The organism is Pseudomonas sp. ACN8 (assembly GCF_002303925.1).
Lineage (GTDB): Bacteria > Pseudomonadota > Gammaproteobacteria > Pseudomonadales > Pseudomonadaceae > Aquipseudomonas.
Genome location: NZ_MRCS01000034.1, coordinates 16,572 through 36,930 on the forward strand (window position 1 = coordinate 16,572; position 20,359 = coordinate 36,930).

The 20,359-nt window shown below is 57.2% G+C and carries 23 protein-coding genes and 1 pseudogene; 9 read left to right on the forward strand and 15 right to left on the reverse strand.

The genetic code is table 11. The features are described 5' to 3' along the window. Window positions 1-71 precede the first annotated feature (71 nt). From BSF44_RS19055 to BSF44_RS19100, 10 genes are all read right to left on the reverse strand, one after another. Window positions 72-1,898, reverse strand: a complete 1,827-nt coding sequence (locus tag BSF44_RS19055) for a S9 family peptidase (protein WP_095944834.1) — start codon at window positions 1,896-1,898, stop codon at window positions 72-74. Next, window positions 1,864-3,036, reverse strand: a complete 1,173-nt coding sequence (pqqE, locus tag BSF44_RS19060; RefSeq protein WP_095944835.1) for a pyrroloquinoline quinone biosynthesis protein PqqE — start codon at window positions 3,034-3,036, stop codon at window positions 1,864-1,866. The genes BSF44_RS19055 and pqqE overlap by 35 nt, the downstream gene beginning before the upstream one ends. Beyond that, complete coding sequence (pqqD, locus tag BSF44_RS19065) at window positions 3,008-3,283, reverse strand: pyrroloquinoline quinone biosynthesis peptide chaperone PqqD (RefSeq protein ID WP_095944836.1); 276 nt, start codon at window positions 3,281-3,283, stop codon at window positions 3,008-3,010. The genes pqqE and pqqD overlap by 29 nt, the downstream gene beginning before the upstream one ends. After that, window positions 3,280-4,032 (reverse strand): pyrroloquinoline-quinone synthase PqqC, encoded by a 753-nt coding sequence (pqqC, locus tag BSF44_RS19070; RefSeq protein ID WP_095944837.1) that lies wholly within the window; start codon window positions 4,030-4,032, stop codon window positions 3,280-3,282. Before pqqC ends, pqqD begins: the two co-directional genes overlap by 4 nt. Before the next feature lie 141 nt (window positions 4,033-4,173). Continuing rightward, window positions 4,174-5,085, reverse strand: coding sequence for a pyrroloquinoline quinone biosynthesis protein PqqB (gene pqqB / locus BSF44_RS19075; protein WP_095944838.1), 912 nt, complete (start codon window positions 5,083-5,085; stop codon window positions 4,174-4,176). Between the two features lie 77 nt (window positions 5,086-5,162). Continuing rightward, complete coding sequence (gene pqqA, locus BSF44_RS19080) at window positions 5,163-5,237, reverse strand: pyrroloquinoline quinone precursor peptide PqqA (protein WP_003444522.1); 75 nt, start codon at window positions 5,235-5,237, stop codon at window positions 5,163-5,165. A 167-nt stretch (window positions 5,238-5,404) separates the two neighbouring features. Then, complete coding sequence (pqqF, locus tag BSF44_RS19085) at window positions 5,405-7,834, reverse strand: pyrroloquinoline quinone biosynthesis protein PqqF (RefSeq protein ID WP_095944839.1); 2,430 nt, start codon at window positions 7,832-7,834, stop codon at window positions 5,405-5,407. A 48-nt stretch (window positions 7,835-7,882) separates the two neighbouring features. Next, window positions 7,883-8,677 carry a carbon-nitrogen hydrolase family protein gene (locus BSF44_RS19090; protein ID WP_095944840.1) on the reverse strand — a complete coding sequence of 265 codons (795 nt, stop codon included), beginning with the start codon at window positions 8,675-8,677 and terminating at the stop codon, window positions 7,883-7,885. A gap of 12 nt (window positions 8,678-8,689) precedes the next feature. Next, a complete protein-coding gene (locus BSF44_RS19095; protein WP_095944841.1) occupies window positions 8,690-10,372 on the reverse strand; it encodes an NAD(P)/FAD-dependent oxidoreductase in 1,683 nt (560 codons plus the stop codon). A gap of 222 nt (window positions 10,373-10,594) precedes the next feature. Next, a complete protein-coding gene (locus BSF44_RS19100; RefSeq protein WP_007980298.1) occupies window positions 10,595-11,056 on the reverse strand; it encodes an Lrp/AsnC family transcriptional regulator in 462 nt (153 codons plus the stop codon). 128 nt (window positions 11,057-11,184) lie between these two features. On the opposite strand from BSF44_RS19100, the gene BSF44_RS19105 reads away from it, so the two are divergent. After that, window positions 11,185-11,865 carry a peptidase M41 gene (locus BSF44_RS19105; protein WP_095944842.1) on the forward strand — a complete coding sequence of 227 codons (681 nt, stop codon included), beginning with the start codon at window positions 11,185-11,187 and terminating at the stop codon, window positions 11,863-11,865. 88 nt (window positions 11,866-11,953) lie between these two features. Here BSF44_RS19105 and BSF44_RS19110 read toward each other — a convergent pair whose 3' ends face one another. Next, window positions 11,954-12,253 (reverse strand): DUF3077 domain-containing protein, encoded by a 300-nt coding sequence (locus BSF44_RS19110; RefSeq protein ID WP_095944843.1) that lies wholly within the window; start codon window positions 12,251-12,253, stop codon window positions 11,954-11,956. A 558-nt stretch (window positions 12,254-12,811) separates the two neighbouring features. Between BSF44_RS19110 and BSF44_RS19115 the strand changes: the two genes are divergently transcribed. From BSF44_RS19115 to BSF44_RS19130, 4 genes are all read left to right on the forward strand, one after another. Then, window positions 12,812-13,177 carry a type II toxin-antitoxin system RelE/ParE family toxin gene (locus BSF44_RS19115; RefSeq protein WP_095944844.1) on the forward strand — a complete coding sequence of 122 codons (366 nt, stop codon included), beginning with the start codon at window positions 12,812-12,814 and terminating at the stop codon, window positions 13,175-13,177. Continuing rightward, window positions 13,170-13,475 (forward strand): XRE family transcriptional regulator, encoded by a 306-nt coding sequence (locus BSF44_RS19120; RefSeq protein ID WP_008051594.1) that lies wholly within the window; start codon window positions 13,170-13,172, stop codon window positions 13,473-13,475. The genes BSF44_RS19115 and BSF44_RS19120 overlap by 8 nt, the downstream gene beginning before the upstream one ends. Window positions 13,476-13,832: 357 nt before the next feature. Then, the gene (locus tag BSF44_RS19125) at window positions 13,833-15,308 is read left to right on the forward strand and encodes a hypothetical protein (RefSeq protein WP_095944845.1); all 1,476 of its coding nucleotides are present in this window, start codon (window positions 13,833-13,835) and stop codon (window positions 15,306-15,308) included. Window positions 15,309-15,784: 476 nt separating this feature from the next. Next, the gene (locus BSF44_RS19130; protein ID WP_095944846.1) at window positions 15,785-16,000 is read left to right on the forward strand and encodes a HEAT repeat domain-containing protein; all 216 of its coding nucleotides are present in this window, start codon (window positions 15,785-15,787) and stop codon (window positions 15,998-16,000) included. A 79-nt stretch (window positions 16,001-16,079) separates the two neighbouring features. Here BSF44_RS19130 and BSF44_RS19135 read toward each other — a convergent pair whose 3' ends face one another. After that, window positions 16,080-16,574 (reverse strand): DUF4760 domain-containing protein, encoded by a 495-nt coding sequence (locus BSF44_RS19135; protein ID WP_095944870.1) that lies wholly within the window; start codon window positions 16,572-16,574, stop codon window positions 16,080-16,082. 618 nt (window positions 16,575-17,192) lie between these two features. On the opposite strand from BSF44_RS19135, the gene BSF44_RS19140 reads away from it, so the two are divergent. The 3 genes from BSF44_RS19140 (at window position 17,193) to BSF44_RS19145 (ending at window position 18,045) form a co-directional block, all read left to right on the forward strand. Beyond that, window positions 17,193-17,387: a hypothetical protein gene (locus tag BSF44_RS19140; protein WP_095944847.1), complete on the forward strand. Its 195-nt coding sequence runs from the start codon at window positions 17,193-17,195 to the stop codon at window positions 17,385-17,387. 119 nt (window positions 17,388-17,506) lie between these two features. Continuing rightward, window positions 17,507-17,671, forward strand: coding sequence for a hypothetical protein (locus BSF44_RS30385; protein ID WP_172435375.1), 165 nt, complete (start codon window positions 17,507-17,509; stop codon window positions 17,669-17,671). Between the two features lie 50 nt (window positions 17,672-17,721). After that, complete coding sequence (locus BSF44_RS19145; protein ID WP_095944848.1) at window positions 17,722-18,045, forward strand: transcriptional regulator; 324 nt, start codon at window positions 17,722-17,724, stop codon at window positions 18,043-18,045. Between the two features lie 360 nt (window positions 18,046-18,405). Here BSF44_RS19145 and BSF44_RS19150 read toward each other — a convergent pair. From BSF44_RS19150 to BSF44_RS19160, 3 genes and pseudogenes are all read right to left on the reverse strand, one after another. Next, window positions 18,406-18,963 (reverse strand): annotated as a pseudogene (locus tag BSF44_RS19150) (hypothetical protein); the annotation flags it as partial. Continuing rightward, window positions 18,879-19,760: a toprim domain-containing protein gene (locus BSF44_RS31165; RefSeq protein ID WP_141250057.1), complete on the reverse strand. Its 882-nt coding sequence runs from the start codon at window positions 19,758-19,760 to the stop codon at window positions 18,879-18,881. The pseudogene BSF44_RS19150 and the gene BSF44_RS31165, both read right to left, overlap by 85 nt. A 10-nt stretch (window positions 19,761-19,770) precedes the next feature. Continuing rightward, window positions 19,771-19,980: a hypothetical protein gene (locus BSF44_RS19160; RefSeq protein ID WP_095944849.1), complete on the reverse strand. Its 210-nt coding sequence runs from the start codon at window positions 19,978-19,980 to the stop codon at window positions 19,771-19,773. A 90-nt stretch (window positions 19,981-20,070) separates the two neighbouring features. On the opposite strand from BSF44_RS19160, the gene BSF44_RS19165 reads away from it, so the two are divergent. After that, complete coding sequence (locus BSF44_RS19165; RefSeq protein WP_095944850.1) at window positions 20,071-20,319, forward strand: helix-turn-helix transcriptional regulator; 249 nt, start codon at window positions 20,071-20,073, stop codon at window positions 20,317-20,319. Window positions 20,320-20,359 lie beyond the last annotated feature (40 nt).

The window sequence follows — 20,359 nt, forward strand, 5'->3', positions numbered from 1 at the left end:
GAACGCGATTAATTGTGGGAGCGAGCCTGCTCGCGATTGAGGCGCCACCGTTTCGGCAATGAGCGCGGGCTTCAGTCCATTGAATCCATCACCCGCCGATAAAACAACCACTCCTGTTCCAGCGCATGGGCCTGATTGCCGGCCTTGCGAAAGCCATGGCGTTCATCGGCGTAGTAATGCGCTTCGACCAGGATGCCGTTGTCCTGCAATGCCGTGACCATGTCGCGGGTCTGTTGCGGGACGACCACGGCATCCAGTTCTCCTTGAAAGAAGATCATCGGCACGCGGATGTTGCCGGCATGCAACAGTGGTGTGCGGGCGGCGTAGCGTTCGGCATCCAGCTGCGGATCGCCGATCAGCCAGTCCAGATAGTCGCTTTCGAATTTGTGGGTCGCGCGGCCCAGCGCCACCGGGTCGCTGACCCCATACAGACTGGCGCCGGCGCGGAACACGTTGTGAAAGGCCAAGGCGCAGAGGGTGGTGTAGCCGCCGGCGCTGCCGCCGCGGATGAACGCTTTAGTGCCATCGATCAAACCACGCTCGGCGAGATGGCTGACCACCGCACAAGCGTCTTCGACATCCACATCACCCCAGCTCAAATGCAATGCCTGACGATAGGCCCGGCCATAACCGCTGCTGCCGCGATAGTTGAGGTCGGCCACGGCGAAGCCCCGCTGTGCCCAGTACTGGATACGCGGATCTAATATCGGGTAACACGCAGAAGTCGGGCCACCATGGACGAACACCACCAATGGTGGTTTCGCCTCGCCGGTCATCGCCGAGTAGAAGAAGCCGTGGGCTTCGCCGGAGCCGCTTGGGTAGCACAAGGTTTGCGGGCGGCTGATCTGTTCGGGAGCAAGCGGCACGATGCCGCCGGCCAGCACTTGTACTTGCCGGCTCTGGCGGTCGATGGCGATCACGGCGGTTGAACTGACGGGCGATACCGCGATGCAATAGATGAACCGCTCATCCACGGCGAGATGGCGGAAGCGGCTGTAGTCGCCGGTGAAGTCGGCGCTGGAATCGCCGCCGATGCCCAATCGGCCAAACCCGCCTTCGGTCCAACTGGCCAGATAATTGTCGTCGCTCAGCGGCAACCAGGTGCTGCCGCCGAGTTGCCAGGGCGCGGGGCCATGGTCGGCGGTCGCACTTGGCAATGGGCTCAAGCCTTTTTCAGATTCTTTCCATGGCTGCCAGTAACCCGCGCGATCCGTCAGGCAATACAAGCACCCGCTGGCATCAAACCGCGGTTGTTGCACTGACTCTTGAACGCCGTCGCCCGCCACACAACGAGCCTCGGCAAAGCCGCCGTTGGCGAGGCGTTCGGCAACCATCAAGCGGGTCGCTGTCCATGGCTGATCCGGGCGACTCCATTCGATCCAGGCCAGACGCCGGGCATCAGGGCTCAGTGTCGGTGCCGCGTAGAAATCAGCACCTTCGACCAGCAGGTGACGTGCGCCATCGAACAGATCGATCGCCACCAGTCGGTGTTGATCGCGATGTTCCTCGACCGCCAGCACCTGGCCGTTGGCGAACTGCAGATCGCCAAAACGGCATGCCCCGGACGTCAGCCTTTCGGGCGCTTCGCCTTGCAAGGATTGTCGATACAACTGCTGGTCGGCCTCGTTGACGAAAACGATGCCGTCATCCGTCAGACAAAACGCGCCGCCGCCATATTCGTACACCCGACTGCGCACGCTGAACCCCGATGGCGTCAGGCATTTCGCTGCACCGTCGCGCCAATGCCAGATCCGGCACGCCGCGTCTTCGGGGCGGTACTCGTTCCAGAACAGGCCCTGCCGACCGACCTGCAGTTCGGCAAAGTCGATACCGGCGGCCACGGCTTTGGCAGCGCTGAAAGGTTCAGCTTTTGGCGATGAGGCGTGAGTTTCGTTCATTGCGAAAGGCCAGTTGGTCGATGGTCTGAGTGGCGTTCTCGGCTTCTTCGCGGGCCTTGAGGATCACGCCGTGTTGTGGCGACTTGCTGCACACCGGGTCGGCGTTGCTGGCATCACCGGTGAGCATGAACGCCTGGCAGCGGCAGCCACCGAAGTCTTTTTCTTTCTCGTCACAGGAGCGGCACGGCTCGGGCATCCAGTCGTAGCCACGAAAGCGGTTGAAGCCGAACGAGTCATACCAGATGTGCTGCATGCTGTGATCGCGCACGTTGGGAAACTGCACCGGCATCTGTCGGGCACCGTGACAGGGCAGGGCGGTTCCGTCTGGCGTGACCGTCAGAAAAATACTGCCCCAGCCGTTCATGCAGGCTTTCGGGCGTTCTTCGTAATAGTCCGGCGTGACGAAAATCAGCTTGCACGGATGCCCTTCGGCTTCCAGTTTGGCTCGGTATTCATTGGTGATGCGTTCGGCGCGCACCAGTTGCTCTTTGGTTGGCAAAAGCCCGATGCGATTGAGTTGTGCCCAGCCGTAGAACTGGCACGTAGCGAGTTCGACGAAGTCCGCCTCCAGGGCGATGCACAGCTCGATGATGCGGTCGATCTGGTCGATATTGTGCCGATGGGTGACGAAGTTCAGCACCATCGGATAACCGTGGTCCTTCACTGCCCGGGCCATTTCCAGTTTCTGCGCAAAGGCCTTTTTCGAACCGGCCAGCAGGTTGTTCACCTGCTCGTCGCTGGCCTGGAAACTGATCTGGATGTGATCGAGACCGGCCTTCTTGAAGTCGCTGATTTTCTGCTCGGTGAGGCCGATGCCGGAGGTGATCAGGTTGGTATAGAAACCCAGTTTGCGGGCCTCGGCAATCAGTTCGGCGAGGTCCTGGCGCACCAGCGGCTCGCCACCGGAAAAGCCGAGCTGCGCCGCGCCCATCTCTCGTGCTTCGCGAAACACCTTGATCCACTGTTCGGTGCTCAGCTCTTTGCCTTGCTCGGCGAAATCCAGCGGATTGGAGCAGTACGGGCATTGCAGCGGACAGCGATAGGTCAGCTCGGCGAGCAGCCACAGCGGCAGGCCGACCTCGGGTTTGGGCGGTACTTGCACCGATGAATCAGGCAAGTTCGATCCAGTGCTGCGCACGGGCAACCTCCATGAATTGCTCGATGTCGTCACCGAGCTCGGGCACGCCGGGGAACTGTCGGTCGAGCTCATTGATGATGGCCGCGACATCCCGCTCACCGTCAATCAAGCCACCGATCAATGCAGCGCTTTCATTCAGTTTAATCATGCCTTCCGGATACAGCAGCACGTGGCCTTTCTGCACCGGTTCGTACTGGAAGCGGTAGCCGGGACGCCAGGTCGGGGTCTTGCTGCGATCGAAACTCATAAGGTGATTCCTTTGTGCCAGACCCGTTCCCCGGTCACGCTGTGATACGGCGGGCGTTTCAGTTCGTAGGCCATGCTCATGGCATCGAGCATGCTCCAAAGAATGTCCAGTTTGAACTGGAGAATTTCCAGCATGCGTTCCTGGCCTTCACGGGTGGTGTAGTGCTGTAACGTGATCGCCAGACCGTGCTCGACATCACGCCGTGCCTGGCCCAGGCGCGTGCGGAAATACTCGTAGCCGGCCGGGTCGATCCACGCGTAATGCTGGGGCCAACTGTCCAGGCGCGATTGGTGGATCTGCGGGGCAAACAGTTCGGTCAGCGAGCTGCTCGCGGCTTCCTGCCAACTGGCGCGGCGGGCGAAATTTACATAGGCGTCCACGGCGAAGCGTACGCCGGGCAGCACCAGCTCCTGGGAACGCAATTGATCCGGGTCGAGGCCCACGGCCTGGCCCAGGCGCAGCCAGGCTTCGATGCCGCCATCTTCACCGGGCGCACCGTCGTGGTCGAGCAGGCGCTGAATCCACTCGCGGCGGATCTCGCGGTCCGGGCAGTTAGCGAGGATCGCCGCGTCCTTCAGGGGGATGTTCACCTGATAGTAAAAGCGGTTGGCGACCCAACCCTGGATCTGTTCGCGGGTGGCCCGGCCTTCGTACATCGCCACGTGATAGGGGTGATGGATATGGTAGTAGGCGCCCTTGGCGCGCAGGGCCGCTTCGAATTCGGCGGGGGACATCGGGGTGTCGGTCATGGCGGTTCTCCGGTGTACAACCGTTGAAGTCTTTGGTGCCTGAGCTGGCCTTATCGCTAGCAGGCTAGCTCCCACAGTTGAAACGCATACCTCTGTGGGAGCTAGCCTGCTAGCGATAGACCGCACAGCGGTCTCGGCTACTTACAACACAATACTCATGCCGTCATACGCAACTTCCACCTGGCGCCGATCCAGTTCTGCGCGCTCCGGCGAATCCTCATCAAGAATCGGGTTGGTGTTGTTGATGTGGATAAGTACTTTGCGCTGGTTGGGCAGTTGCTCCAGCACTTCAAGCATCCCACCGAGACCGTTCTGCGCCAGGTGTCCCATCTCGCGCCCAGTACGAGTACCGACGCCGCGCCGCCGCATTTCATCGTCATCCCACAAGGTTCCATCCACCAGCAGGCAATCGCTGCCGGCCATGATTTCCAGAAGCGCATCATCCACCTTGCCCAGGCCCGGTGCGTAGAACAGTTTGCCGCCGGTGTTGAGGTCTTCGACGATCAGGCCGATGTTGTCGCCCGGATGCGGGTCGAAGCGATGCGGTGAGTAGGGCGGCGCGGCACTGCGCAAAGGCAGCGGGGTGAAGCGCAGGTTCGGGCATGTCGGTACGCTGAAGCTCTGGTCGAGTTCGATGCGATTCCAGGTCAGCCCGCCATTCCAGTGGTTGAGCATGGTGAACAGCGGAAAACCGGTGCTCAGGTCTTCGTGGACCATGTCGGTGCACCAGACCTGATGCGGGCAGCCTTCGCGCAGCATGAGCAGGCCGGTGGTGTGGTCGATCTGGCTGTCCATCAGGATGATCGCGCCGATCCCGGTATCGCGCAGGGCGCGGCCCGGTTGCATCGGGGCGAAGCTCTGGAGTTGGGCGCGGATGTCCGGGGAGGTGTTGCACAGCACCCAGTTCACGCCATCGTCGGAAATCGCGATGGACGATTGCGTCCGTGCCTTGGCCCGCAGGCTGCCGTTGCGAAAGCCCGCGCAGTTCACGCAGTTGCAGTTCCACTGGGGGAAGCCGCCGCCGGCAGCGGAACCTAGAATCTGGACAAACATGGACGCTCCATCATTTCAACGCTGAAAATAAAACGCCTCGGATAACCGAGGCGTTAGCTGCAGTCTGCCTAAGCAGATTAGCGGCTGGCGAAGTACATGGTGACTTCAAAGCCGATACGCAGGTCGGTGTAGGCAGGTTTGGTCCAGGCCATAAGTTGAACTCCTTCAAGTGGGGTGGGACAGCGCTATCTATAGGTATAGTCCACCTCAAATCAGAGATGTTCCAGATAGTTAGGCTAGTTAGGCGGCTATGTTACTCAAAATTTCAAAGAAGTTGCCCGTGAAACTTTGAGAAAGCTCCTTGCAGCCTCGGTAATGATCATTTTGCCGCTTGCCATGGCGCGCCTGGGGCTGCGCTGTTGGCAAGACACAGCCAGCCACCCTCGGCCTGATTCAGGCGTCGGGCCGCAGCCAGTAGAGCGGTCCGGTCAATGCACAAAATGGCCTCGGGCAATTGCGTCAGATAATCCGACGAACGGCCGGCCAGCTTGCCCTGCCAGAGCAATTCGGCCGCTTGACCCGTGGTGAGCGCAGCGCTGGAAAACTGATCCGCCAGGGCTTGGCGTTGAACGTTGAAAGCGGTGTCGTCGAGTGCGTTGATCAGTTCCGGCAATCGATTCAGGAATTGCTCGATGTGTTGCAGCAACTCCACCGGCGCAATGTTTGGCGATTGCACACCGAACAGCAGCCCGGTTTGCCCGTGAATCTGCCGTAGGGCGCTGAACACCGCATAGCCGAGTTGCAGTTCCACCCGCAGGCGTTGGTAGAAGGGGGGCTGGCAGACATGCGCGAGCAAACGCCACGCGGCTTCGTCGGCCATTTCCTGGGTGGCTGTCGGACAGAACAGCAGCAAGGCGTGTTCGCTGGAAGCGGTATCGACAGTGCTCCATAGATGCTGTGTAAGGATCGACGAGGGCGGCGTCAGTTGATTGTCCGGCGCGCCGGGTATGCGGCTCAAGGCCAGGCCCATGGCTGCTTGAGTCTGAGCCGATAACCCGATGGCCAGCCCATCCCATCGCGCACTCGACCAGAGTTGCTGCACATCGTCCGAGTTCGCGGCGTGCCCGAGGCAGTGATCGGGCAATGCCTTGAGCAGTTGTCGAATCGGTATCAACGCAACGCTGGTCGATTCGGCTTGTGAGACGGCGGCATCAGGTTTTGTCAGTTCTTTCAGCACATGCTCGAGGACGCTGGGCATCGGCTCCTGTAGCCCGTTCAGTTTGAGCAGCCATTCGTTGCCCGACGCACTGAAGGAAAAATCCACACCGGCCTGACGCGCGTCTTCGCGCAACGGTTGCAGGTGGTTTTCCAGCCGTGATTGAAGGTGGCTGCCGGGAGTCGAGTCCAGACGCCAGCGCAGATAAATCGCACCTTCAGCACCGTTGTCCGGCCATGCCTGGCTGAAGTGCATTGGCGAACGTTCACGACGGCTGCGCGAGCGATCCTGGGCAAAAGTGCGCAGGCCGCGGTGGGCGCTGGTCTGGCCGCGAATCAATCCGGCGTTGGCTGTTGGTGCTTCGGAGTGCAGGAAAGGGTTGAGTGCCGGCAATTGCCATGGGCCGCTGAAGTTATCCACCGTGCCGATTTGTTGGAGAATTTGCGTGAGGGCTGTAACACCCGGCTCGGATAACCCGACTTCGCGTTGTTCGCTGTCCAGTCGAGCCAGTTGCATGGCGCTGCTGACTTGCTGCTGGCGCTGGAGCAGGGAGGCGTACTCTGCGCGCAATCGGTCCCAGTCTTGCTTGGCAAAGAACCTGAGCCAGTCCAGCAGGCGTTCGCGGATGCCTGTTGCCGAGTCGGCGGCGGGCAGGGTGAATTCGATATGCAGCAAAGCTTGCCCGGCGAACTGGTACAGCGGTTGGGCTTTCAAGTGATCGGCCAGCCCGCGCTCGCGCAGGTCCACCAGCAAGCCCCCGGGTTTAGCCTGGTTCAGCCAGTGGCACAGGAACGCCAACGCTTCTGCAGAACGGTCGGGCAGTGCTTCGAGAGCAAACAGCAGCTCCAGACGTCGTTCGCCAGCCAGTTGATAACTTTTATCCGGCGTATCCATCAGCGATATCGGCGCTTGTTGCGTGACTGTTTCGCCTGTGGCGATGACGCTGCCAAAGGCTTCGGCGATTGCCTTCAACTCATTGAGGCTCTGCGGTCCGACCAGGCTCAGGGCCATTTGCCCGGTCTGGTAAAAGTGCTGATGAAAATCCTGCAACGCCTGCTGAAACTCAGTTTGCTCTACCGGCAGGCTGTCGCGATTGCCGGCATGAAAACCTCGTAGCGGATGAGCCTCAGCCAGGCCATTGAACAACGCAAACTGCTGCTGCGCTGTCGGATCCTGCGACCACGCGACATATTCCGCGTGCAGCACTTCCCGTTCCCGCAGTTGATCGTCCGGATTCATACGCGGATGGGCGAGCATGTCTGATAGACGCTCCATTCCACCAACGAATGCTTGAGGCGGCAATTCGAAAAAGTAGTCCGTGGTGCGTTCGCTGGTCCGCGCGTTTACCTGGCCGCCATGACTCTGGACGTAGGCCATCAACCCTTTCTCGGCAGGAAAACGCTCAGTCCCCAGAAACAGCAGATGCTCAAGAAAATGCGCAAGGCCAGGCCACGCCAGCGGCACATCATGGCTGCCCGCGGCGACCCGCAACGCTGCTGCGCAGCGCTTCAAATTCGGGACGTGACGCAGCGTCACCCGCAAGCCGTTGGCCAGGGTTTCAGTGTGGGGGTGAAGGGGATTCAGCGCGGGCATGGGCACTTCCAGAACAGTGAAGTGCCAATGCTAGCGGATTAGAGTGAGTCAGCGCTTGTTCAAGTCGCCGTAAAGCTCGGGACGACGATCGATCAGGTAGCGATTGGCGGCGCGGGAATCAACCATCAACTGACGATCCAGCTCACCGACGATCAATGCTTCATCCAGGCCTGCCTGGGCGATACGGCTGCCATCCGGTGCGGCGATGCTGCTCTGGCCGCAGTAGTGGATGTCGCCTTCATGGCCGCAGTAGTTGGCGTAGGCCACATAGCATTGGTTTTCGAAGGCGCGGGAGCGCACGGTGACATCGGCGACGAAATCGAACGGAATCATGTTCGCGGTCGGCACCAGAATCAGCTCGGCACCGGCCAAGGCCAGACGTCGGGCGTTCTCCGGAAACTCCAGGTCGTAGCAGATCAGGAAACCGAGTTTCCAGCCGTTGAGTTCAACGACGGGAAACTCATCGGCACCTGCGCTGAACATCGAGTGATCCAGATCGCCGAACAGATGGGTCTTGCGATAGTTGCAGATGCGCTCGCCAGTAGCGTCGATCAACTGCACGGCGTTGTAGATCTGCCCGTCCTCGGTGCGCTCGGGATAGCCATACAAAATGGCGATCCCGGCAGCCTTGGCAATGCGCGCAATCTGCTGCGCCGATTCACCGTTATGCACCTCCGCCAGCACGCTGACGGCATCGACACCGATGTTATAGCCGGTCAGGAACATCTCCGGCAGCACCAGCAGATCGGCGCCTTTGGCTTCCAGCGCCAACTGATGCAGGCGTTGCAGGTTGCCGGCGACATCCAGGGGCAGCGGTGGACATTGGTAAAGGGCTACGCGCATTTCGGAATCCTCTTACTCGGGCAGGGCGATCGGTCCGATCTCGTTGAATACATCTCCTGGACCCGGATTCTCGGCGTGAGTTGCACCGCCGAAGTGTTTCATGATGCCCCACACCGCGTTGAGCGAAGTTTGTACCGCGCCCTCAACCCAGGCCGGCGTCCACGAAACGTCGTCACCGGCGATGAAAATCCCGCGCTGCTCGACTGGCATGTCGTCTTGCATGAAGTGCGCATACATGCGCTGGTTGTAGCGGTAGTGGCCGGGTAGCGCACCTTTGAACGCGCCGAGGAAATGCGGGTCGGCTTCCCACGAAACGGTGATCGGATCGCCGATGATCCGCGCGGCGATGTCGACTTTCGGGTAGATCTTCTTCAACGCATCCAAGGCCAGTTTCACGCGTTTTTCCACCGGCTGCGGGAGCATTTTCAGCGCGTCGCTCATCCACGAGTACGACAGGCAGATCACTCCCGGCTTGTCGTCGCCGTTGTCGAACAGATAAGTGCCACGGGTCAGGCGATCGGTGAGGGTCATGCTCATCAGGTCGCGGCCGGTTTCCGGATCCTTGTCCTTCCAGAACGGGCGGTCGACCATCACGAAAGTTTTAGACGACTGCATGTAGCGGGTACGGTCCAAAGCCATCCACATTTTTTGCGAGAACAGGCTTTCGTCGCATTCGATCTGGGTGGTCAGCAGCCAGCTCTGGCAGGTGGTCAGCACGGCCGCGTATTCGCGGGTGTCGCCCCAGTTGTCGGTGACGGCGAAACGGCCGCCCGGCGCGTGGGCAATTTTCTTCACGCCGGTGCGCGGTGCGCCGTTGTGCAGCGAGCTGAGGCTGGTGCCGGCCGGCCAGTGCGCGCAACGCTCCGGCACATGGCGCCAGATGCCCTGTGGCACCTGCTCCACACCGCCAACCACCAGGTGCTGGTGATCGTCGCAGTTGGTCATGACGACGCGGAAGATTTCCAGCATCGAGTTCGGGAAGTCCGAATCCCAGCCGCCGGTGCCGAAACCGACCTGGCCGAACACTTCGCGGTGATGGAACGAGAGCTTGGCGAAGGCCTTGGAGGTGGCGACGAAATCGTAGAAGGTGCGGTCGTCCCACAGCGGCACCAGGGTGTTCCACAGTTCCTTGAGGCGCGGCACGTCGCGGTCGCGAATGGCTTGCTGGATATCGGCGAACTGCGAGCCGGCTTCCAGGGCATCGGCCCAGGCGTCAGCCACTTCCTGGAACAATGCAGGAAGATCCGACAGCTTCTGTGCGTAATGGGTCTGACCTTCGAGGTCGATCACTGTGCTGCCCGACGCGGGTGTCAGCGGGTTAGGGAAAGGTTTGGTTTCCAGACCCAGTTTGTCGACGTAGTGATAGAACGCGGTGGACGACACCGGGAAGCGCATCCCGCCCAGTTCGGCAATGATGCCTTCGGCGCCATTGAACGCCTGGGAGCGCAGGCGGCCGCCCATTTTCGAGGCTTCGTAGACGACCGGTTTCAGGCCCAGCTTCATCAGCTCATACGCCGCCACCAGGCCGGCAATCCCGCCGCCGACAATCGCCACTTCGGCACCGTGATTGTGCTCGGGAATGCTGCCCAGCCCGGCCGGGTGTTCGATCCAGTCGTCGAAGGCGAAAGGAAAGTCCGGGCCAAAAATGGTAATTGGCTTTTTACCGTCTGCAGGATGGCGATTGTTCTTGTTCATGGCTGACCTTGCTGGCGACCCGACGCGGAATGCGCATCTGAGTATAGGAAAAGATGCCAGCCATTCTAGAGAGCACGGAGCACGTTAATAAGACGCAAAGTGTCGTCGTTTTGCCAATTCAACGATCAATATGACGATCTATCGATACACACTGCCCACTGTAGGAGCGAGCCTGCTCGCGATAGCGTCAGCTCAGACACCCATGAAACCTGAATTGGAATGTCAAACCGGCTGCCCCCGATCAATCTTGCTGCTCAAGATGATCGACGTCGTGGTCTTCTCCACCCCATCCACACTGCCAATCTGATCCAGCAACTGATCGAGTTGCTCCGGCGAATCGGTGCGCAACCACGCCACATAATCAAATTCGCCACTCACCGCACACAACTGCTGCACCTGCGCCATCGCGCTCAGGCGTCGCAACACTTCCTTGCCGGAACGCGGTTGCACGGTGATCCCCACATACGCCTGCAACCCGCCATCCACCACCCGCTGTCCAAGGCGCACGCCGTAACCGGTGATCACCTTGGCCTTTTCCAGCCGCGCCAGGCGCGAAGTGACCGTGGTGCGGGCGATGCCCAGTTGCCGGGCGAGCATGGCCACGCTTTCGCGGGCGTTGATCTGCAGGGCGGCAATCAATTGGCGGTCGATTTCATCGAGAACAGGGGGGCGAGTGTCGGGCAACGGCGTGGCTCCAGAGGCGTGAATCAATGGTCCAGCATGTTACAGGCTCGTTCGACGCGACGCTTGTGGCCGAAAGAGAGTAGGCAATCGACTAAGATTGATGCTGTCGAGGGTGAGAGGCCAGGGATATGACAACGAAGCTGCCTGCCGCTGTACGGGACCGTGCATTGCAGATCGCCCATCACGAAATGGGGCACTACGTGGTGGCCCGCGCCCTGGGATTTGAAACGGGTGGGGTGAGCCTGACAGTGACCAAGGATCTGCGGCACCAGGGAGGGGCCTCCATTACCCTGGTGCGCCCAATTTCGTCGATGGAAGCCATGAAGGAACATCTGGAAGCCCGGATGATGGTGCTCCTGGCTGGCGCAATGGCGCAAACACTGCCTTCAAAACCTTCAGCCGCAAAACGCGTCGATAAGCGGCAAGCGACAGCCATCCTCAAAGGCGAGCAGGGGGCGGAACAGGATTACGCAAAAGTCAGGGAGCTACAGCACCTGCTGCGTAATATCCTCTACCCCGATACCGATCCAGCGTCGTCTGAACGCATAACTGCGCAGCTCAAAGCGATGACTGATCGCGTGTGGGATCGGACGCAACAAATCATCGAGGATCAGGCCGGGACGATTGCCGAATTGGCCGGGGCGCTGGTGGACGGGATGGTCATTGTGGAGCAGTGGGGGCGGGCGGCGGATACGTATGAGGTTGTGTTGACGGGGCCGATGCTGGAGCGGTTGCGGGCAGTGCAGACCATCCCTTCGTTACGTGTTTGGACTGACAGTTGCAGTGATGTCGTCCAGCACTGCAAATAACGAAGGGTCGAAGAGGCCGGCTCTATCAGTTCCAAAAAGGGAACGCCCAGTCCCTTTTTGGGAGTTTTCCGGTCCTGTGAACAGTGTTCTATTGATCTGCATCCGCTCTTGATTGAACAGGCCTTCGCGTCAGCACTTTCACCACATCATCAATCACCGCTTTGCTCATCGTCGTCAGGTAATGCGCGGCCCAGGCGTGGCGGTCGGAGTCTTGGGTGTAGGCGGCATCGACGGTCAGGGACTTGGCGAGGAATAGCAGGTCGGAGGCTTGGGCCAGGGCGTCGGCGATGGGGACGTTGCGACAGACGTGGAACAGAGGTTGATCCGAGAGATACAGGAAAGGGGTGAAACCGACGGTTTTTAGTTCTGAAGGTGTGGATGTGTTCATATTCAAACTCCTAATTTTTTAAGGCGCTGTCACATTCGTTTCCAAGCGAATGGGTGGCAGCTGCGCGCAGGTTGGAAAACCGGGAAATTAGGAAACCGGCACGCCCGAAGACGTCCCGCGCACAGCTGCCATAACTCAAAATTCAGGTGGGCAAACTGTTGCGTCCAATTTCGACGGGTTTCCAAGCCCGATCACTGATTGGTCAGCGACGTCCAGAGACTATCCCGTCGAAGAAAAGCGCAACAAGGCGGCAAAGTGCCCAAAAGCAAGGTTCGGAGTTTGCCTACAAGGTTTACGGACGTCATCCGATATTGCGACACCCTCTGTAAACGAAGACTGGCGCAACGAGCGACTTTCCAGGCCGGTGCATCCTCTGAGTAGTTGAGCCAAACGCCCGGTTCCCGTGTTGTCGTGAGGGCACTGAAGCAATTGGCAAAACGGCAAACTCTCTGCCAGCAACCATCGTTAACAATTGACAGAGAAATCAGGATGGTTGGGCACCTCTGAAACTCATACATTTATTCCTTTGAGGTTATATTCCTTTGGTGGCATATTTGTATGAAATGGGACGTCGAATGCACGGATGAATTTGAGGCCTGGTGGGATCACCTGAACGAGGCCGAACAGGACTCGGTTCAGGCCACGGTGATGTTGCTGGGCGAGGATGGCCCACACTTGGGTTTTCCACATACCAGCGATATCAAGGGTTCACGGCATGGCAACCTTCGTGAGTTAAGGGTGCAGCACGCTGGCAGGCCTTACCGTGTGCTGTACGCGTTTGATCCACGGCGCAGCGCGATTCTGCTGATTGGCGGTGATAAAACCGGCCAGGAGCGTTGGTATTCGGAACAGGTGCCACTGGCCGAACGTCTCTACGACGAGCATTTGGAAGCATTGAAGAAAGAGGGCTATGACAATGGCTAAAAAATTTGCTGATTTGGTGGCACGTCGCTCTCCAGAGTCTCAAGCGCGTGTTGAGGCCTTGCATCAGAAGCTACGAGCACAAATGCCGCTTCACGAATTGCGCCAGGCGCAAGCGTTGAGTCAGGACACACTGGCCAGGACACTGCATGTCAACCAGGCGGCGATCTCCAAGATGGAGCGGCGAACGGACATGTACATCAGTACTTTGCGCAACTACATCCGCGCCATGGGTGGCGAGTTGGAAATCATCGCCACTTTCCCCGAGGGCCAGGTAAAGATCGAAAACTTTGCCAACTGAACGATTAAAAAATGGCTCAACTGTTTTGGGCTATTCAAATACGCAAAAGCCGCGCATTGCGCGGCTTTCTTGTTTGGTGGGCCCACACGGACTTGAACCGTGGACCAAAGGATTATGAGCCCTAAAAATGGTCCCGCAGATAGGGAGTATGGTCATAAATCACTGGCTTTATCTGATTTTATGTACCTATATGCCGGATATTTTTGCGAATGCTGTGGACGCAATGTGGACGGCAATTGGTGGCAGTACTGACCCATTCAATTCTGTTGAAAAGAAAGTGCGTGGCTGTCGGCTGCTTGCTTTCGTGCTTGCTTCACGCCGCTGGTAACATGTGGCAAAAATTAGAAGGAAAGCCAGATGACGAGATGGATTCAGGAATTCGATCAGCTCCCGTTTAAGAGCTCTTGGACCACCCTGTTGGAGGAAGTTGAACCGCTAGATGTCGACGACCAAACAGTATCGACAACGGTGGAAGAGCTGGCTCGATTAAAAAAGGCGCTCGCGTTCGTCGATGGCATTATCGCTAACTCGGATATCGAGCTTACCCCAAAATCCATTTGGCAAAATTGCCACGGCCAAACCGAGGCCTGTTTACTACAGGTACGAGCGTACACCTCAAACCGGAACGCAGCGCATCTCGTTCAGGCAAACGAACACGCCGATAATCTCCTCACGTACGTCCGTCCATACATGGTCGCTCCAGAACATGCTCTGAAGGCGTACGGGGATGCTGTACGGAAATTTTCCGATCAGATCACGCAGTACGTGGGTGCCTTCGAAAAGAAAGCCAAAAGCGTTCAGGTTGATCTTGAGAATGTTGCAGCAGAGGCCGTCAGGCAACAGAAGGAAATCGGGGCCATAGAGCTGCGTGCACAGCAATTCGATAACTATTTGTACGTAGGTGTCGAAGGAAACAAACCAGCGGAGACGTACATCCAAGAGATGGTTTCCGACGTGGAGGTTAGCCAAAAAGAGGTGGCAGCTCTGCATCAGAAGCTTCTCGATGGACCTGAATCAACATCCGAGAAAATCTCGACCTTTTCCAAAGAAATTCATCAGCAACGCGACGCACTTGACGAGTTATTGGATTCAGCCACATCAAGAACCAAGGAACTGGAGCGCTTCTACGAGCGAATCTTTGGTTATCGGAAGGGTGACGATGACGAAGTGCCTGAGGATGGATTAAAGCAGGAGCTCGACGCTCGACTTGAGCAGCTAGGCAAGCACGAAACGGAACAAAAAACTCGTCAGGAAGCATTATTCAAAAGCATAGAATCCTTGTTGCCTGGAGCGACAAGTGCAGGTCTGGCCTCAGCCTATACGACACTCAAGGACCACTTTAAAACGCCTATCATTCGGTACACCCGTGCTTTTTACGGCTCAATGTTGATTTTATTTCTTGGCGGATTGGCTCTGGTAACAGACCACATTTCTCTGGAACCATTCCGCCTTGAGTTCGTAAAAACAGCCGGCTGGGAGGAAATGCTACGCACGCTTCTTACGCGAATGCCGATTATCCTACCAGTGGTTTGGGTCGCGATATTCTCAGCAACTCGTCGTAGCCAGTATGAGCGGCTTCAACAAGAGTATGCCCATAAAGAGGCTTTTGCCTCTTCATATGAAAGCTACAAAAAGCAGCTTGAGGCACTTCAGGTAGACGAGGATGTTCTGCAAAAAGAACTGATTGCAAAAGCCATTGATGCGATCGCCTTCAACGCCTCCAATACACTGGACGGCAAGCACGCGGAAAAACCGCCTGTCTACCAGTTGCTCGAAAAAATCAGTATTGAAGATTTAAAGAAAATATTGGACCTGGTAAAAAAACCTACGTGAAAATCAATGAAGCGTGTCTTAGGCATCATCACCTAGCTTTTATAACCTTCTGAGCCGCTTTCACTCTCCGAAGGAGAGCCGATGCTAAAGCGTAAATCATGGAGGATTCAAAAAGAAAACACGCCCAATGGCGTGTTTTTTTGTATATGCCGCCCTGGGTTGGGCGTTTCACCGGTCCGCCAAGTCACCACGCGGTGTTGTTCACGTACAAAATTCCTTTCGTTTTTTTGCAATGCCTTTCCCAGGGTGAAAAACGTTAAAAACGGCCAAAGGGCACGGTCTGCCTACGCTGGAAGGTTATCTTCATCGCTCAGAGTATTTCACAAGAAAACTGTGCAAAGCCCGTCGGCGGGAGGGGGAAAAGTGCATTCTGTCCCTCGATTTTCTCGGGGCGTGATTTTTTCAGTGCGCAGTGGTCTTTGCGGCGCAGCTGGTGAATGCCGTAGCATCTGTGAACCACACATGAGGACGTGACGATGATTGAAGAAAAAGGGTATATCGCGATGTTGATTGGTGTGCTGAAGGATGGGAGAACAGCTGAAGAACGCGCTGCTGCTGCTCGCGGTCTTGGATTTATCGGTGGTGAGGAAGCTGTCGTAGCGTTGAGTTCGACATTAGCTGAGGGCCGGACGTCAGAGGAACGCGGTGCCGCCGCTGAATCGTTGGGGCGGGCTTTGGCCAATAGCCGCTGATTGCGCTTTTAGTCAGAATGCCGCTCAAAAAAAGCCCCCACACTTCCGGTAGGTGTGGGGGCTTTTCAGTAAGGTTTTGTCAAACTTTGAGAGGTTTCTTTTCCCACTTCAGCGCCAGTTTTTCAAAATCCTTGTAAAAGGTCTTTTTCCCGGTCTGGTGTCGAACAGCCTCGATAAAGGGCTTGGCCTTCCGGTACAGATTTACGACGTTCGTCCGGTTCGCCTGGCGAAGCATTTCTTCATGATAAATGCCCTCGTTGATTCCAACGCAGATACGCTCCCAATGGTTCAGGACGTATTTCACCGCACGGGCCTCATCACCATCCGCTCTGTCAGGCTTGAGTAGATCTTTGATTGATCCGGCGGGGTCATGCATCGTCGCGACCATCTCATTGCCTAGGCGCAATTGGTCATCCATGCGGCATCCAAACATCAGGTCGGCTGTTTGTTTCTTCTTGGCCGTCGACTGCACTTTGATGACCGAAATGATGGCGACCAGTACGCCGGACATGAGCAGCAAATTTCTAAAGGCCTCGGATGCAAGCTGTGAGGTAACCGACGTACAAATATCCATTTCTTTGATTCTACCCATAAAAAATGGAGACCGATGGTCTCCATTTGGAAGCTGTAAGTAGCGGTTTAGAAGCCTTCGTACTCTTCGTAGGCTAGTGCGGACAATACGTTCATATTCATCCCTCATCTCTGTTCTATTAGCGAATTCGCTAATTTGAGTGCGCTTTATATAGTACTGGCTTCGTGCCGGTCAACAGGGCCTCCTTTGTCTTCCTCGGAGGCTCGTTGCGTTCCGCCAAGGTCCGGTACTCACAGGATAGACGGTTTTTTAGAGATATCGTTCCCCGCCTTCCGTAGCGGACCGGCGGTTCATCGTGGAGCGCTAGCTCTGCTTGAGCTACGGCCAAAAGCCTATGAGTCAACGGGTTATGGGCTTTAACTGACCGACCAGAGAGGTGGCTTGTGCCGCGTTATCGGTGAATGCCCCGCATCGCTCGAACTCGGCGCCGGCCCTGGTACATGCGTATGGCTGGCCTATTGGGTGTTCATCGCCGTCACCAGACCAATCAAAAAAATCGGCGAAATATTGGCAGAAAACGGCCTTGTGCAGTGACCCTTAAAGGGTCAATATAGCTTCCAAGGGGGACGCAGTAGGCGCCGCCCAGACCAAGGAAGCCAAATGGACCTAGATGAAAAAGCCTACCTCGAACTGGATAAGCTCCAGCTAGAAAATCGGAAGTTATTCGCTGAGACCCGCAAGCTAATCGCCGAAGAACAGAAGTTGAGACGGGAGGGAATGTTTTACCCCCTACTGGTTGGAGCGGCCCTGATTACCGCGGTAGTTTCCCTGATCAACCTGCTAAACAAACCCTGAGTCACCGGCCCCGAACATCGGGGCCAACCCTCTCGGCCTTGAGCTTTACCGGGAATCGGTCCAAATTACCCAAAAGGGCCGCGATAGGCGCGCCCGCCAGCCCCTTACGAGGATGAACGATGAACCACAGCCACAAGACGCCGATCAAGCCGATGGCCGATGAGATCGCCGCCCTGGACAAGCTCCTGAGCAAAAAGCCCACCTACGGCTTCGTGCCGTTCTTAATCGGTGCCGCCTGCGCCGGTGTGGTGTTCATGGCTTACACGTATATCTCGCACCTGTAACCGACCTTTTCCAGATTTTGCCCCAGTGTGCTGGGGCTTTCGGACTTTCAATGAAACGAATTCAGCATTATGGACCGCCCACGGCGGAAGATTTGGCGCGCCTGAAAATCGAACTGGGGTTCACCAGTCCACAGATGGCGGATCTGGCCGGATTGGGGAAAGGGTCGCAGTGGCGTAAGTACACGGGCCGCACTGAGGACCGCGTAATGGGTATGCACATGCACTTCTACATGGCGGCATTGCTGACGCTGAGTGAAGAGGAATTGGCCCGTGTCGTGGCCACCATGCGGGCGCAGGGGGCCGAAGTCGAACTGGGGCCACTCCCGGCGGGTCCGCAGACTCCTGCTGAAGTGTGTGCTACAAAGAGATATTGAATTGAGGTTTCAGGGGGTGATGCCCCTGATTGCGGCCTATCAAGCCGCTAAAGGTGATGGTGTATCGGACCCGTTCCTGGGCTGTGCCCAATCGGATAATCCAATGCACTTGAGCTGAAGCTCACGGCCATTCGCGGTAAGCCAAGAGCAAGCGCCCGGCAAGGCGCTATATAAATGCCAACCCTTAAAAGTTGGCAGCGCTGCCAGCACTTAACAGGGCTTTTGCCATGTTTAAGCTGAGCACAAAGGCTGTACAGGTGGAAATCGATCTACGAGTCCTCGTGTTTTTTGCATGCTGGCTTATAGAACGATTTTTTTCCTGAGGCAGAGGGGGCAAGTCTTCTTGCCCCTGAACCTAAATCACTGCTGTGTTATTGACTTCATCTGTTCAGCCAATGTGCTGGCTTTTCCTGCGCTCGCATTGAATGTTCCTGCATCACTTGGGCTCGGCTCCGGTCCAGGTACATGCGTATGGCCGGCCAGTTGCGTGTTCATCGCCGTCACCAGATCGAGCAGGTCACACAGGACCTGCAGCACGTTCACCCCTTCCGATCCCATCCAGGTCTTTTCCGCCACGCTGCGCCGTAGGCCGGTGATGCGCTCTTCCATATCGCCACCCACCGAAGCATTGAGCTTCTGCCCCACGACCAGATTCAGGTCGCGCCCGGTGGCTTGATGCAGGTCGTCCACGGCCGCCAGGCTGGCGGAGCCGCCCGAAAGCAGCTTGAGTGAGCCCAGGGCCTCGATCTTTTTGATGCCACCCACTGACTCGATGCTATGGTCATCCACGGTCACGCTGTGGCGCTGGTAGTGCTCAGTGTTTTCCAGCGCCTCTACACGGCGCTCGCTGGCCTGATCATGGATCTGGCCATCGGTCTGGCGCAGCCAGTTGCCATCGGCGTCGACGCGCTGCTGTACACGTCGTCCCAATCGCGGTCGGTGCCAGCAAGGGCCACCCATGCCAGCTCATCACGAGCAAGCAATTGGCTGCGGTACTTCGGAATAACCGAGTGGCCGGCCTTGTCGTCGTCCAAGGCGATGATCCAGCGTACTTTCAGGCACTTGTGTGCCTCTACGGTATCCCAAGGAAAGTTGTTGGCTGAGATGGCCGCGATAGCTTTGTAGCCGGCCAAGATCAAAGCGATTGCATGGAAGATGCCCTCTACAACGTAGACGGTGTCTCCTTGCTCGATGGACATACCAGGCGGAACCCAACCGCCCCCCTTGTATGACATTTTGTACTTAATGCCGGCTTTGTCCCCGCCATTGGCCGTGACCATCGTCGCGTCAATGATTCGTTCCCAGTAGCCATCGCAGAGTGGGAAACGAACGGTGTCTGCCCATTGGCCATCCTTCATTTTGCGTCGGCTTTGCTCGTACCAGCCCTTCATTTTGCTGATGTCGAAACCGCGATTGCGCTGTAGGTAGGCATCAGCAGTGGCGTTCGGGTTGACCTCGGTACGCGGAAACCGCTCACTGAGGTTTTCGAATAGGTAGCTGTAACGCTCGCGGGTTTTCTCTTCGTACTGACACTGGTTCAGACGATTGCATTTGAGCTGATATGGCTGTTTGCGGGCGATGTACAGCGTGCGTTCGCTACAGCCTGGGCAGACTCCCTTTTGGAAGTAGGTGCTGCCAATGTCCTTAAAATCCAGTTCGTGGTCATGCTCTAGAGCGGCGACCACTTCTAAGCGGTAAATGTCTTCGAATTGCATTTGCCGACCCTCAGCGCTGGGAGACGCGTTCGGCCTGCTCGGCCGCTTCTATGGCCAGCGCAACCATGTTGACCAGCAGTGCTTCTTTCGAACCTTCAGTTTTTGCTCGTACCAGGATTCGCCCACGCTCGATGTCATTCCGAATCGCTCGTTCTGATTGGCCGGATCGGCGTGCCAGCTCGCGAACGGTTGTGTAGGGCGTGTCTATGGTGATCTGCATTTGCTAAGCTCCGTGTGTATATATGCCGAATAAAGTGGCATATGCACATATTGTGATGTGCATACGCACATGTCAAGAGGAGGGTGTTCGTTGGAATTAGGTCAAAAACTCAAGGAAGTGCGGCTGACTGAGCGTCTAACTCAGGCGGAAATCTGCGAGATCGCGGGAATCAAACTCGAAACATGGAAGGGATATGAGTACGGGCGGCGGGCGTCGGTCAGCTCCGTAGAGCTGCTGAAGATCACTAAACACCCTCGATTTAAGCGCTATGCGCTGTGGTTGGTAACTGATGAAGTCGCACCCGAGGTTGGTCAAATAAGCCCGGTTATTGCCATATGAGGCTCGCTGAAAAACAACGATCCAGTGAAAGTCCAAAAGA